Origin of the sequence: Pseudoalteromonas sp. BSi20311 (assembly GCF_000239875.1) — a bacterium.
GTDB lineage: Bacteria > Pseudomonadota > Gammaproteobacteria > Enterobacterales > Alteromonadaceae > Pseudoalteromonas.
On record NZ_BADU01000168.1, the window covers coordinates 14,516 to 28,009 of the forward strand.

Here is a 13,494-nt window from a genome sequence, read left to right on the forward strand (position 1 = left end):
TAAATTACAATCGTATAGCCAGTGTTAGCATAATGACTAATTAATATGCCTAATACAAACAGTTAGTTTTGGTGCTCATACTGTCCGCGATATACTTCAAATACTTTTAGCACGGTGTGTTGTTCTTTTGAAAGAGAGTCAAACCAGTCATCAAATAACTCATCATCTTCTTGTTCGCTTAATGCTAAATAATGAGCAAGCAATTCAATGATATCGTTATGAGAACATGCGAGTGAGTCAACTTGTTTTGCCAATACACTATGATCGCGCTCCCTAAGAGTGTCCATAACTCCTTGGTCGATTTGGTCCTGTTTTGTTTGAGCGTCACTCATAAACTACCTCTATTCTACGTGTTTAAATTTTTATTATTTTTTTTGCCGAAATTAGTTATAGCAGCCTAAATACTAATAGCCAGTACTTTTGATCTAAGTGCTTATTTTTTGACTATTTTGTGCAAATACACAGCAATTACACTGCGTTTAAGGCTATTTAAAATGATTTGCAAAGGGAAAATAAATACGTTAAATTAAATGATATATTATCACATAACATTAAAGGCGTTTAATGAAACCCAATATTCACCCTGATTACCATATGGTTGCTTTTCATGATACTGCAGCCGATTCATATTTCATTATAGGTTCAACCATCAAAACCGACCGCGCTATCGAAATAGACGGTAATACATATCCCTATGTGCCTATTGATGTCTCAAGTGACTCACACCCATTTTATACAGGCAAACAAAAAACGCTCGCATCCGATGGTCGCATTGCGCAATTTAATCGTCGTTTTAAAAACTTATCTTCGGCTAAAAAGGAAAGCAAATGAAAGTATTAAGTTCATTAAAAAGCGCAAAGCAACGACCTGGTTGTCAAATTGTAAAACGTAAAGGGCGTGTGTTCGTGATATGTAAAGATAACCCAAGATTTAAGGCCGTACAGGGTATGAATAAAAAATAGTGGGATAAAATAATAATGCCGAGTTTATTACTCGGCATTATTATTAAAGGGTATTTACTTTACTTCAACATAAAACTCAGGCACTGCCTGAATAACCTTTTTCACGGTACATGTATTTACAGCAGCAATAAGTGCTTTTTTATATTTATCGGGGAAACCTTCAGGCAACCCAATTTCAATAGAAAAACGTTTTTTACCGTTTTCATCTACATTTTCGTTATTTTGTGTCAGCGTCATGCCGTCGGTTGAGATCTCTCTTTGCTGACAAAATTTACGCGCATAAAAACCAGCGCACAAAACCATGCTAACCAAAAAATAGTCAAATGGTTCTGGATGTTCTGCATCACCACCAGCGTTTATGCTTTGGTCGCTTATAACTTCATGCTCACCAAACTTAGCACTTAATTTTTGACCACCTAACATTGAAACCGAAATTTCCATTACTAATCCTTATTTTCCAAACAGTAATTCAAAAAAGCCTGGAGGCTCATGTAATTCGTGATATTTTTTGCGCAAATTATCAATCGCCTTAAGTGGTTTTTTTGCCGACTCAAGTCCCTGCTCGTTCGCTACTTTTTTGGCTAACTGGGCTTGAACCAGCACCTTATCTAACCCTTGCACCGACTTCTGAGCTTCTTTATAAAACTTGGCTTGCTTACTTTGCTCTATCAATTTAATAAATTCATCGATAGCGCCATTAAATTCTGCTAACTGGGTTGCTTCAACACTTTGTTTATAAGCAAGCCCAATATTTTTCATGGTCTTTTCTAAGTCGCTTACGTCATTAGCGGCAACTGTTTGACTAAAGAGTAATACTATTAACAATAAAACTGCTTTCATTCATAAATCCTAAAAAAATTAATTGCTGCATACATGCTAAACTTACTAGGGTATTATATAGCATAACGCTTAGATGTCACCACGGAGCTAGTTAGCAAGGTAAAAATCGAGCTTTATAAAATATATAGAGAAACATATGCCTTTGTTTAAATTACACCGCCTGATAACTTTTTCCTGCCTGCTATTCAGTAGTTACAGTATTAATGCCTTAGAGATCATATTCATCAATCCTGGCTTTTCAAATTCAACTGAAGCTAATAGCAATAAAACCGGTGATTTTTGGTTTCATGTTTCTAAAATTATGCAAAATGCTGCCACAGATTTAGATGTGACATTAACTATAAAATACGCCAATCGAAATCATATTTTAATGAAAGAGCTGATCCAGCAGGCCATTAACGATAAGCCTGATTACCTGTTATTGGTAAACGAAAAAAATGTCACCAGCCAATACCTATCTAAAATAGACAGTAACAAGGTTCCCATTTATTTTTTATTAAATCGTCCTTCCCCTGCGTCTCTCGAGCAATTGCAAAAAAATGGCGTCAATGTGGTCGGCAGTATTACCCCAAATAATCGTGTTGCAGGTAAATTATTGATGCAGCAGCTTTATAAAAAGTTTACCAATAAAACAAAAACGCCAGCTCATACATTAGCTTTACTAGGGGATTACACAACCCCCGCTTCTACTTTACGTACCCAAGGGTTAATGGATTTTTTAGCGCAAACACCTAAAGTAACCTTAACCGCTAAAGAGGTTGCAAATTGGTCTGAGCAAGAAGGCTATATAAAAACCATGGCGTATATGCAGCAAGCCCCTGAAATTAACATTATTTGGTGCGCTAATGATGCCATTGCCTTTGGTGCTAATAGAGCATTAACGCAACTAAACAAACAATCGCAGGTTTTTGTGGGTGGGATTAACTGGGATTCTGCGCCTAATAACGCATACACGCTTGATATATCGATAGGGGGTCATGTTTTATTAGGGGCTCATGCAATTATAAACTTATTTGATAACCATACTGATTTAAAGCGTTGGCCACTTTTTCACAGCACTAATGATATTTTTCAGCCACTCAACGATACAAATAAGCCTTTATATAATGCAATTAATGCGAATAACCTAGCCGAAATAGACTTTTCGCAGTTTAGTAAAACCCGCCCAGACGTTGAATTTACTATAGAAAACTTACTACTCGCGCTTGAGTAATGTAACTGTAAAGCCCCTTTACAGTTACATTGATTACTTTAAACGTCGTTATTTATGCTCTATTAGATAACCAGAGTGTTTGATACGGTGCTACTTGCATAGTTTTAAGCTCTTCATCCAGCACTGTTTTAGAGAGCAGCTCATACCATTGCTGTGTATTTATTAAGTTCAAATCGGCCAAGGTTAAGCTTTGTGGCTGACTGCTGATATTATAAATACAAAAAATACTTTGCTGGCGGTCAATGCTTTGTCGCCAAAAACCAAATAACCCCTCTCCTAAATGCAAAGTGAACTGTGTTGCATTAGGATGAAATGCCGTTTGCCTTTTACGCACTGCTAATAACTGTTTTACTCCATTGAATACTTGATGATGATGACTATATTTTTCTGCAATTGCCGCTAATAATTTTGACTCTTGCCAACGATGACGATTAATTGCACGATTGTGCTGCGAATTTTCAAAGCGCTCATAGTCATTAGTGGTGCCAAGTAAACTATGTATATATAGCCCCGGAATTCCTTCCATTGCAAACATAATGGCATGGGCACACAAAAAACGCTCAAGGCCATATTTATCTGCACCATTATGCGTCCCTTGTAAGGCATCAAACAAGGCAATATTTAGCTCATAGGGGGTATGTGTACCATCGTGACTGGTGCGCATTGAAACGCGTCCCCCAAATTTCATGGTGGTACTGACTAAAGAAGCAACCTCACTGGGTTGCAGCAAGCCTTCAATTGGTCTTAAACCAATGCCATCGTGAGAAGCAATAAAATTAAAATACGCAGTGCCGTTTTGTGCAGGCGGCATACTCATCATCCAATGCTTAAGCGCCGTACTATCACCACTGAGTAAGGTATGCAACAACAACGGTGGCAAGGCAAAATTGTAAATTGCATGGGCTTCGTTGGCATTACCAAAGTACGATAGGTTTTCTTGATTAGGAATATTGGTCTCGGTAATAATCACCACACTGGGCTCGGCATGCTCAATCAGCGTTCGCAGTAAACGCACCACTTCATGGGTTTGCGGTAAGTTTATACAACTGGTATTGAGTTGTTTCCATAAAAATGCCACGGCATCAAGGCGAAACAAGCGAATACCGTTATCTAAATAATGGCGAATAATGCCAACAAACTCTTTTAATACCTCAGGGTTTTCAAAATTAAAATCCACCTGATCATGACTAAATGTACACCATACATGCTTATCACCGCTTGCTGTGGCTACCGTATGTAATAATGGCGAGGTTCGTGGGCGCACGACTTGGCTTAAGTCGTCAGTTAAACTAGCTGTTTTAAAATAGTCTTTCCCTGGGTGTGTATCGGTTAAAAAGTTTTCAAACCAAAGACTTCGACTAGAACAATGATTAATGACTAAATCAGCCATCAGTTTTACATCTTTTGCAATCGCGTTAATGTCTTGCCAGTCGCCCAGCGCTTCATTAACTTGCGCATAGTTCATTACCGCAAACCCTTCATCTGAGCTATACGGATAAAAAGGTAAAATGTGCAGTGCATTAAGCTGGTGATCGCACTGCTCTTTTATAAAGCGATGCAAGGTTTTTAAGGGCGCCTCTAGGGGAGTTCCAACTGCTAACTCACTGTCTTCATGATTTATAATAGAATCGCCATAGGCAATTAAAATAATATCTTGTTCATCCCAGCGATTAGTGTGCGGCGTAGGATCTCGAAGTGGGTTATTACTCAATATCAAGGTGATTAATTCTTCAGCCAACTCAGCTATCGGCATAGGTAACTCAACCCCTTGATAAATAGTATGTAAATGTTGTTCGACTCGTTGAAAAAACTGTTCCCTAACTATGTCCACAGGCGCCTCGTTTAAGTATACCAATTTAACTGTATTGTTCGTTATCAAGCTCAACGGCTTCTTTTAATCGATCTAGTACATCGGGCATCGCCGAAGCTACACGGTTCCAACTCGGCACAAATGGCGCTTCCATTGGGTTTTCTAAAAAGTGTTGGCCAGCATTCATAATATTTTGTGCAAACATTTCTACCGCTTTTTCTTCTTGGTGAATATCAAGGGTTAAACCGTTCATTAGTGCATCATTATGATAGGTTTCAATAAAATCTAAACCTATACGGTAATATGTGGCTTTTAATGAGCGAATAGTTTCGCTGGTAAAGGTAACCCCTTGCGTTGCTAACTTTCTAAATAATGCTTTGGTGATATCAATCGACATTTTAGAAAGGCCAGCAGTTTGGTCATCCAACGATAATTCTTGGTGTTTATGATCGTAGTTATCGGCAATATCAACTTGGCATAAGCGGTTATGGGAGTAATTACGGTACATCTCGCTTAATACGCCAATTTCTAATCCCCAGTCACTAGGAATACGAATATCGTTTAATACATCGCGTCTAAACGAAAATTCACCGGCTAATGGGTAACGAAACGAGTCCATATACTCAAGGTAGTCTCTGCTGCCTAATATGGTTTTAAACGAGCGTAATAACGGAGTAACCAATAACCGAGAGACACGGCCATTAATTTTTCCATTGGCGGTACGCGGGTAAAAGCCTTTACAAAACTCATAGTTAAATCGAGGGTGTGCCACAGGGTATATTAACCGCGCTAATAAGCCTCGGTCATAAGTTAAAATATCACAGTCATGCAAGGCGATTGATTCAACCTCAGCGGTGGCTAATTTATACCCCATGCAATACCACACATTACGGCCTTTACCGAGCTCACGTGGCGCCACACCTAAGGCTTGAAGCTCTTTATCGAGCGCCTGCAAACGTGGGCCATCGTTCCACAACACTTTATGGTTTTGATCAAGCGATTTAAAAAAGTTCAATGCATAGCGATACTGGCTTTCGTCGGCTCTGTCTAAGCCTATAGTTATTTGCGATAAATACGGTACTTGTTGCAGCTCTTTAACAATATTTTGTAAAGCAGGGCCTTCTAACTCACTAAATAATGAAGGCAATATAAGCCCCATTGGTCGCTGTTTACTAAAGCCAAGTAACTCTTTTTCTAAATCGTCTACGGGTCTATTGGCAATGTTATGTAGTGTTGTAATAATGCCATTTTGATAAAAATCAGCCATGTAAACTATACTCCTCAGAACTGGGTAAAATACTGTTAATACAAGGTAGTGCTGTAATTTCTTCAACCCAGCCTAGCGGTGCCGGCAATTGAGAATAGCGCGCTTTGTTATAGGTTAATTTAACTGGCTTTTTACTCTCTGGATTGGTAATGATGATGGCGATATCAGCCTCTTCTAGCATTTGCTTATCGTTTTCACTATCCCCTAGCGCAATAATGCTCAGCGCTTTAGTAAACTGCGTATTAAACTGCTGCACTAACCATTGCTGAGCCATGCTTTTATCGGTATTTTTTCCAATGTGAACAAAGCGCCCGCCTACTTTAACCTCGTAGCCATATACTGATATCGCATTGATAAATTCATTTAGTTGCTGCTCATCGCCATGCCAGTAGAGCGGATCTGAGTATTGACGGGTTTGTGCTTGCGTTGCTTGTAGCTGGTTTAATCCTGTCATTTTCATTACCTGCTCACTGGTCAGCTCACTAAACAAACTATATTGGTCGCCGTAGTCTTTTTTTAAGCGTTTTAAATCAGTCCATAAATTGCTAATGGGTGCAGCAAACGAGTAACACCAGTAGCCTTGGTATTCGCCGCAGCCAATTGGCCTGAGATTAAAATAATTTTTAGGAATATAAACAGCCGAGCCATTTTCAACAATGAAAGGCTGTGTAATATTAAGCGCTTGTTGCAGTGCCACCACTTCACTAAATGTTTTGCTGGTATTAAATACCACAGGTACACCGCTGTATTGCAGCTCTTGTAATAAGGTATCTACCGCATCGGTGTTGTAATCTCTGTGATTGAGTAATGTGCCATCTAAATCGGTAAAAATGATAGGTTGTACAATACTATCGCTTGTAAGCACCATCGCAGTTACATCTCGATTACTATCGAGCTCTATAAGTGCATTTGCTTTAGCACTAAGGGTGTTGAGGTTTTCACGCGTGATGCGTTCAAAATGAGAAATAAACCACAATAACTGCTCATCAGTCATAGTGCCTGCGCCCTGCCCTTGCTTGGCAATTAACTTGTGTTCTTGCTCTTGGCGCCACGCAAACACATCATCAAAACTCGGGGCTTTGAGCATAATTGTATAATCGATTTTATCAAAAACGGTTTTATATTCATTGGCTAAACAGCTGTTAATACAGCGACGCCATAACCCTTGTTGATCGTATGATTTTTCTAGCTCGTTAATAGGCTCAACTAAAGTAAAAGGCTGCTGTGGTTCACTGGCTACACACCACCCTTCTAAAATAACAATATCGACCGGCTGACTATTGGTTAACCATTTGTTTTTTGCTACGGGTTCATCTTGTTGCTTATTAAAACGCGGCAGCGGTACATTTACTTCTGCATTTAATAAACGACTAACGGTGTTATCCATCAGCGCAACATCATGTGTACCCGGTACGCCTCTAGTGGCGAATAAACAATGCACATCTTGGGCTAACTGTTGGCGTTTTTGAGTTGATAAATAAAAGTCATCAATAGAAAGCGCAACACAATTTAGGTGGGTATTTTGGCTAAACCAAGTTACTAAATAATCACCAAGAGTGGTTTTCCCTGAGCCTTGGCAGCCATTAATCGCGACAAATAAAGGGGCTGTTTTTTTACTGGTTAGAATGTCCTGCGCAATAGCAGAAAAATACTGCTCGCTAATATACTGATATTTCAACGGCAGTTGGTGTTTTACTAAAAAAGCATTTATATCCACACTCTTGGTCTCCATATAACAATCCCTGAGTCAACTATAGGGTATGACTAAGGAAATGCAGTTACTAGACCAATATTATTTATTGTTACTTTTTAGTAGGTTAAAAAAAAAGCGCATTTAAAATGCGCTTTTTTGGTGCAATATTTTTAGCCACAGTGCAAATTTAACTCTGGTTGCTCTGTGCTTTGGGTAATACTAAGTTTAATACTATGCCTAAAATAGCACACAAGCTCACACCTTCTAGGCTGAACTCACTACTACCTATGTACATACCACCAATACCACAAATTAAAATAAGTGCCACAATACTTAAATTGCGCGGCTCACTTAAGTCATCGCCCGATTTAACTAAGGTGTTTAAACCAATAACCGCAATAGAGCCAAATAATAAAATCATTATGCCACCCATTACTGGCACCGGAATGGTTTGCAAACTAGCGCCCATTTTAGCCACAAATGCTAAGCAAATTGCGATAATGGCAGTCCACATCATTACTTTAGGATTAAAGTTTTTAGTAAGCATTACCGCACCAGTTACCTCTGAGTAAGTGGTGTTCGGTGGGCCACCAAATAAGGATGCGGCAGACGTAGCTAAACCGTCACCAAATAAAGTGCGATGGAGCCCTGGTTTTTTCAAATAGTCTTTTTTTGTAACTTGGCTAATTGCCATCATGTCGCCAATGTGTTCAATAGCAGGCGCAATTGCCACCGGCACCATAAATAATATGGCTTGCCATTTAAACTCTGGTAACACAAAGTTTGGTACAGCTAGCCACTGCGCATTACTTACGGCCTCAAACTGCACTATCCCCATAAATAACGATAGCGTGTAACCGGCAACAACACCGGCTAAAATAGGTATTAATTTAAATACCCCTTTACCCCACACGGCAAACACTAAAGTAACGAGCAACGAGAACATAGAAATAATAATAGCGCTGTCGTAGGCAATAATTTGTGTGCCACCATCGCCACTTTTACCCATCGCCATATTAACCGCCGCAGGCGCGAGTGCTAGGCCAATCACCATAATGACTGGGCCGACCACAATTGGCGGCAAAATTTTATGTAAGGTTTTTGTGCCTTTAAACTTCACCAATAAACTCAACAGCATATAAGTAAAGCCCGCTGCCATTAAGCCGCCCATAGTGACGGGTATTCCCCACATTTGCACTGAGGCAATAATGGGTGCAATAAACGCAAATGACGAGGCTAAAAAGATAGGCACTTGGCCTTTAGTGACAAATTGAAACAACAAAGTACCTAAACCTGCGGTAAACAACGCAACACTCGGATCGAGGCCGGTTAAAATAGGCACTAATACCAGCGCACCAAACGCTACAAATAGCATTTGGGCACCCGTTAAAATGGTTTTTATTGAAAACGTAGAATTATTTTGCACTGCTAAACCCTAGTAAACCGTACCGAAAATTTTATCACCTGCATCCCCTAATCCTGGGATAATGTAGCCTTTTTCATTGAGGTGGCTATCAACTGAGGCTGTAAAAATCTCTACATCTGGGTGAGCGGCTAATGTTTTTTCAACGCCTTCAGGTGCAGCAACCAGTACAATGACTTTAATTTCTTTACAGCCTGCTTTTTTAAGCATATCGATGGTGGCGATCATAGAGCCACCAGTAGCCAGCATAGGGTCAATCACTAAGCTCAAACGCTCATCAATATTACCTACTAGCTTTTCAAAATAAGGTACTGGCTCAAGTGTTTCTTCGTTACGCTCTAAACCCACTACACTCACTTTAGCCGCTGGGAGTAATTGCATTACGCCGTCCATCATCCCAAGGCCCGCGCGTAAAATTGGCACAACGGTAATTTTTTTACCTTTAATATGCTCAACTTTAAGTTTATTACCGTCCCAACCTGTAATTTCGTTATCTTCTAATTCTAGGTTTTTAGTGGCTTCGTAAGTTAATAATGTGCCAACTTCTGAACACAACTCTCGAAAACTTTTCGTGCTAATTCCATGCGCGCGCATTAAACCTAACTTATGTTGAACAAGGGGGTGAGAAATAACGTGAATAGCCATAGTAATAAACCTAGTGATAAAAAATTTGACGTATTTTATATTAAAACAGGCCGTTTGACTGTTAATTTTAGCCCTGATTTCATAGTTCGTGCCAAAATATTTAATTTAGCCATAACTGTTCAACTTTTTGTGTTTATGAGTTGTTACTGGCTAACCAATTATTTACCTGAGCATGCATGTAGCCGTTAATTTTTTTGTGCTCGGGGCTCCACCCAAGTAAAAACCGATAAAAGTCTGCCCACGCCACCGGCCATAAATGAGCCCATTGTGCAATAACGTCATCCGCATTCACTGCTGGTTGGTAGTGACTGAGTGCGTTTTTAAACTGGCTAAAATAATAGTTGAGGTAAGTTTGTGCATGTTTGTGAAGCTCAGAATCATCCAAACAACTGGTCATAAAATACATAACATCTACCATCCCAACACCCGCACCCACATATTGAAAGTCATAACCGCGTATATGCCCTTGGCTATTAGCGGAAAAATTAGCAAGCTTGGCATCACCATGAATTAACGTTTTATAATTACATTGCTTTAACGCACTGTTTAACAATGATGCAGCCTGTTTAATATCGGACTTTTCAGGTAAGTTATTAAATTCATCAGGCCGGGTATCTAAATGCCAATAGCTTCCTTGCGGCCATAAGCCATCAAACTTTGTATTTAAATGAAAGGCATTTAAATGAAAGGCATGAAACTGTGCCAACCACTTTAATATCGCCTTTATATTCTCAGTGGTTGCTTGGGTGTATCCCTGTTTTGAAAAGTCTTTAAACACCAAGGCATACTCATCACCTTTGTTGATTGCTTTAATGCATTCAATAGCTGCCGCTTGCTTGGGCAGTTTATGGCTAAATTGCTGATAAAACGTATATTCAACGTGGTAAGAGTCACGTTTTCTATTAAGCGCAAACGCACTTTGTTTAATTTTAGAATGATTAATGTGATCGGGTACTTTAATCGCTTTAATTACACAGGCCTGCTCATCAAGCTGACACTTCACAATATGGCCGCAGCCGCTCCAAAGTGAGGTTAGGGTTTCGCCAATAGCTATACGTTCAAAATGCGGGGTAAGTAATGAAAGATAAAAAGACATAGCCAAATTAGGTTGCTAAATTTTAGTTAGTTTAACATTAGACGATGTTTTTAATAACAGGTCTTAAAACAAAGCTCTTAATAAATAAATCCATATGGTTTTACACAAACCAGTATGTAAAAAACGAATGCTAGTTTTTGAATGGGTGGCAAAATTAACTATGCCACTACAAACTTATCGTCGAATTGAACGCTTTACCCGCTGCAATACTTTGTTGTATCCATTTTAGTTATGGCTTTGTTTAACAATAGAAAGGATAAGACTATCAATGTCATTATTCACTGCGCCAATACTACTATTACTTAAAATCACATAACCAAAGTTAAGGTCAGTAATAGAGCGTGATAGCGAGACCCAACCACGATTAAATCCAGCAAAGCCAAGACTGCTATTCTTTGCGTCAACAACATAGCTCATACTCCAGCGCCCATTAGTGTTTGGCGCGGGCTTTATCATCAGATCAATTAATTTTTCTGGTAGCAACCCTAAACCATTATAATCACCATCGTTGTTGCGCAACACAGCCATATTAAAGCGGGCTAAGTCTATTGGCGTTGTCTGTAAACCAGCAGCTGCTTTCTCATTAAAATAAACCATGCCCGTGACTTTACCGGAATTATCGTAAGGTGTTGCCGACTTTTTGATAACTTTTTTAGTAATGTTAAAAGTAGAATCCATCATATTTAGAGGCTTAAACACGTATTGCTGCATATAGTCTTCAAATGCCATGCCTGACACATCTTCAATTAAAAGTTGCACCACTGAATACCCACCACCAGAATAAGACCATTTTGTATCGGGCACATGAATAAGTTCAACAGATCCGGCGCCATTGTTATTGCCATTTAATGAGTCAACTATAGATGTTAACTTTTCTGGAGACTCCCAGCCTGTATATGGGCCAAGTGACAAGCCTGAAGTGTGAGATAAGATATTTCTCAATGTTACTTTTTTTGCGTTAAACTCAGACTTAGGGATCTGCCAACGTTTGAGGTATTGGTTTATTGGCGCATCTAAATCGACTTTGCCTTGAGCTACAAGTTGCATTACTCCCCAAACAGTAACCAGCTTAGAAATAGACCCTACGTTAAACATTGTGCTTTGGGTAATCTCAGTTTTGGCTGCTACGTCGGCAAAACCATAGGATCGAAACTCTAGAACTCTATTTCCATTGACAAATGCAAGTGCAACACCAGGAGCTTTGTGTTTATCTAAAATCTTTGGTATGTCATCTTCCAAGCGCTCTGTGATCTCAGACACATCAGTAAACTCTTCAGCGGTAGCAAGACTAGCTAAAAACAATGTAAATATTATCAGTATTGATTTAATCATAACTTTCCTTAGTTCGTAAAACGCCAATATAAACAGACTTGAAATAGTTGGCTAAAATATTAAACAGTGTGAAAACAGCCAACGGTTTTTTTTCGTTTGAATATTCTTACTAAATACCGTTTGTTACCGATAAGTATTTGCTTTTACCGAAACTGACATAATAAATAGTTAAAAAAGCAATTTGAATATATTACTACCAAAAGAATTTTTAATAATAATTCCTTTGTCAGTAATTGAGGCTACAGGAAAAGTTTGGCTTGAACACCAATCTATTTTCGCTTGAATGTTTTTAGTTGAATCAGGGATGTTTACTGTTTGCGTAACCCCTCTTTTTATAGTGGCAACTTCTACGTCATCCGCAAACAACTTATAGTCTCTCGCCATATCCACAAATTGTTTTGGTCTAAAAACTTGAATATTCATCTAAACTCCATTTAGGTATTTAACACCCCAATAAGCCGCCGAAAGGAGCATAGCGTATTGAGGTCGGTTTAATTGGCTTGTTAGAGTGCTTCTTCAACTTTTATGCCTGCTGCAGAATACAAGGTTTGTATTGTACTTTTTGCCAGTGCTATTAACTCTTGCAGCACTTGAAGTGCTGGTTTTGTTGAATCTATGTCACCAATTACAATTTCAACGGGCACATCTAATTCCTGCTCAATTATGTTCGATGGTGGCACTTTGGCTTTTCTTCTCTGTGTCCAAGTCATTGGCTGTACTTGCCAACCAACATCGCGATAATTATTACCAAAGCCACAATTCATTAAACCAGATGGAAAATCAGGAACCAGTCTTTGAATCATTGAGCTACTAATTTTCGTGAAGTTACCTGTTGGGACTAATAACTTGTGTTTATCCATAACGTCCAAGTCGTGAATGGCACAAAGAAGTATATTCCCACCATCTCTATATGGCTTTAAACTCGCTAGTGCGTGAGCAAAATCTTTCGAAACTCTCGAAGGTATACCAGTCAAAACAGAGTCTTTCAAGGCAGTCTCTGTTGAGGTGATTGGAAATTGAATGCTTTTTCGTTCTCCATCAGATTTTGCATACCTCTCAGTACAATTCCAATATGCATGATCAATAGCAGCTCTAAGATTATGGAGAACATCGCCAATTATTACGGCAGCTTCATTAGCAACATTTTCGTTTCGCTTTGCGAATGTTGCTCTTCCACCAGTTTTGCAATTAGTTTCTAAAAAATAACCGAACT

The 13,494-nt window shown here is 39.0% G+C and carries 15 protein-coding genes; 3 read left to right on the forward strand and 12 right to left on the reverse strand.

The features are described from left to right. Nucleotides 1-62 precede the first annotated feature (62 nt). Nucleotides 63-332 (reverse strand): hypothetical protein, encoded by a 270-nt coding sequence (locus P20311_RS17375; protein WP_013463206.1) that lies wholly within the window; start codon nt 330-332, stop codon nt 63-65. A gap of 232 nt (nt 333-564) precedes the next feature. On the opposite strand from P20311_RS17375, the gene P20311_RS17380 reads away from it, so the two are divergent. Both P20311_RS17380 and ykgO read left to right on the forward strand, forming a co-directional pair. After that, nucleotides 565-831: a type B 50S ribosomal protein L31 gene (locus P20311_RS17380; protein WP_008115306.1), complete on the forward strand. Its 267-nt coding sequence runs from the start codon at nt 565-567 to the stop codon at nt 829-831. Further along, entirely contained in the window at nt 828-962 is a 135-nt protein-coding gene (gene ykgO / locus P20311_RS17385; RefSeq protein ID WP_036954899.1) for a type B 50S ribosomal protein L36, read from the forward strand. Before P20311_RS17380 ends, ykgO begins: the two co-directional genes overlap by 4 nt. Nucleotides 963-1,016: 54 nt before the next feature. On the opposite strand, the gene P20311_RS17390 is transcribed toward ykgO, so the two are convergent. Then, nucleotides 1,017-1,403 (reverse strand): OsmC family protein, encoded by a 387-nt coding sequence (locus P20311_RS17390; protein ID WP_008115307.1) that lies wholly within the window; start codon nt 1,401-1,403, stop codon nt 1,017-1,019. A 9-nt stretch (nt 1,404-1,412) separates the two neighbouring features. Beyond that, nucleotides 1,413-1,802 (reverse strand): cytochrome b562, encoded by a 390-nt coding sequence (locus P20311_RS17395; protein WP_008115308.1) that lies wholly within the window; start codon nt 1,800-1,802, stop codon nt 1,413-1,415. Between the two features lie 136 nt (nt 1,803-1,938). Here P20311_RS17395 and P20311_RS17400 point away from each other — a divergent pair, with 136 nt between their 5' ends. Next, the gene (locus P20311_RS17400) at nt 1,939-3,015 is read left to right on the forward strand and encodes an ABC transporter substrate-binding protein (protein WP_008115309.1); all 1,077 of its coding nucleotides are present in this window, start codon (nt 1,939-1,941) and stop codon (nt 3,013-3,015) included. Nucleotides 3,016-3,067: 52 nt separating this feature from the next. Here the strand turns inward: P20311_RS17400 and P20311_RS17405 are convergent, their stop codons facing one another. The 9 genes from P20311_RS17405 to P20311_RS19080 form a co-directional block, all read right to left on the reverse strand. Beyond that, nucleotides 3,068-4,846, reverse strand: a complete 1,779-nt coding sequence (locus P20311_RS17405) for a sugar phosphorylase (protein WP_008115310.1) — start codon at nt 4,844-4,846, stop codon at nt 3,068-3,070. Between the two features lie 25 nt (nt 4,847-4,871). Next, complete coding sequence (locus tag P20311_RS17410) at nt 4,872-6,092, reverse strand: hypothetical protein (protein ID WP_008115311.1); 1,221 nt, start codon at nt 6,090-6,092, stop codon at nt 4,872-4,874. Beyond that, nucleotides 6,085-7,824, reverse strand: a complete 1,740-nt coding sequence (locus P20311_RS17415; protein WP_036985292.1) for an HAD-IIB family hydrolase — start codon at nt 7,822-7,824, stop codon at nt 6,085-6,087. Before P20311_RS17415 ends, P20311_RS17410 begins: the two co-directional genes overlap by 8 nt. Before the next feature lie 148 nt (nt 7,825-7,972). After that, nucleotides 7,973-9,211, reverse strand: a complete 1,239-nt coding sequence (locus P20311_RS17420) for a uracil-xanthine permease family protein (protein WP_008115313.1) — start codon at nt 9,209-9,211, stop codon at nt 7,973-7,975. Between the two features lie 9 nt (nt 9,212-9,220). Further along, nucleotides 9,221-9,853 carry a uracil phosphoribosyltransferase gene (upp, locus tag P20311_RS17425; protein ID WP_008115315.1) on the reverse strand — a complete coding sequence of 211 codons (633 nt, stop codon included), beginning with the start codon at nt 9,851-9,853 and terminating at the stop codon, nt 9,221-9,223. A 133-nt stretch (nt 9,854-9,986) separates the two neighbouring features. Then, on the reverse strand, nt 9,987-10,949 hold the full coding sequence (locus P20311_RS17430) for an oxidoreductase family protein (RefSeq protein ID WP_008115317.1): 963 nt from the start codon (nt 10,947-10,949) through the stop codon (nt 9,987-9,989). A gap of 225 nt (nt 10,950-11,174) precedes the next feature. Then, nucleotides 11,175-12,281, reverse strand: a complete 1,107-nt coding sequence (locus P20311_RS17435; protein WP_008115323.1) for a serine hydrolase — start codon at nt 12,279-12,281, stop codon at nt 11,175-11,177. Between the two features lie 168 nt (nt 12,282-12,449). Next, on the reverse strand, nt 12,450-12,704 hold the full coding sequence (locus P20311_RS17440) for a hypothetical protein (RefSeq protein WP_008115324.1): 255 nt from the start codon (nt 12,702-12,704) through the stop codon (nt 12,450-12,452). An 80-nt stretch (nt 12,705-12,784) separates the two neighbouring features. Next, nucleotides 12,785-13,494: hypothetical protein (locus P20311_RS19080; RefSeq protein ID WP_050949649.1), on the reverse strand; the 710-nt coding region annotated here is incomplete at its 5' end.

Bases quoted from the DNA above. Each gene is read 5' to 3' on its own strand.
- P20311_RS17375 (WP_013463206.1), bottom strand. From the start codon at position 332: ATGAGTGACGCTCAAACAAAACAGGACCAAATCGACCAAGGAGTTATG.
- P20311_RS17380 (WP_008115306.1), top strand. From the start codon at position 565: ATGAAACCCAATATTCACCCTGATTACCATATGGTTGCTTTTCATGAT.
- ykgO (WP_036954899.1), top strand. From the start codon at position 828: ATGAAAGTATTAAGTTCATTAAAAAGCGCAAAGCAACGACCTGGTTGT.
- P20311_RS17390 (WP_008115307.1), bottom strand. From the start codon at position 1,403: ATGGAAATTTCGGTTTCAATGTTAGGTGGTCAAAAATTAAGTGCTAAG.
- P20311_RS17395 (WP_008115308.1), bottom strand. From the start codon at position 1,802: ATGAAAGCAGTTTTATTGTTAATAGTATTACTCTTTAGTCAAACAGTT.
- P20311_RS17400 (WP_008115309.1), top strand. From the start codon at position 1,939: ATGCCTTTGTTTAAATTACACCGCCTGATAACTTTTTCCTGCCTGCTA.
- P20311_RS17410 (WP_008115311.1), bottom strand. From the start codon at position 6,092: ATGGCTGATTTTTATCAAAATGGCATTATTACAACACTACATAACATT.
- P20311_RS17415 (WP_036985292.1), bottom strand. From the start codon at position 7,824: ATGGAGACCAAGAGTGTGGATATAAATGCTTTTTTAGTAAAACACCAA.
- upp (WP_008115315.1), bottom strand. From the start codon at position 9,853: ATGGCTATTCACGTTATTTCTCACCCCCTTGTTCAACATAAGTTAGGT.
- P20311_RS17430 (WP_008115317.1), bottom strand. From the start codon at position 10,949: ATGTCTTTTTATCTTTCATTACTTACCCCGCATTTTGAACGTATAGCT.
- P20311_RS17435 (WP_008115323.1), bottom strand. From the start codon at position 12,281: ATGATTAAATCAATACTGATAATATTTACATTGTTTTTAGCTAGTCTT.
- P20311_RS17440 (WP_008115324.1), bottom strand. From the start codon at position 12,704: ATGAATATTCAAGTTTTTAGACCAAAACAATTTGTGGATATGGCGAGA.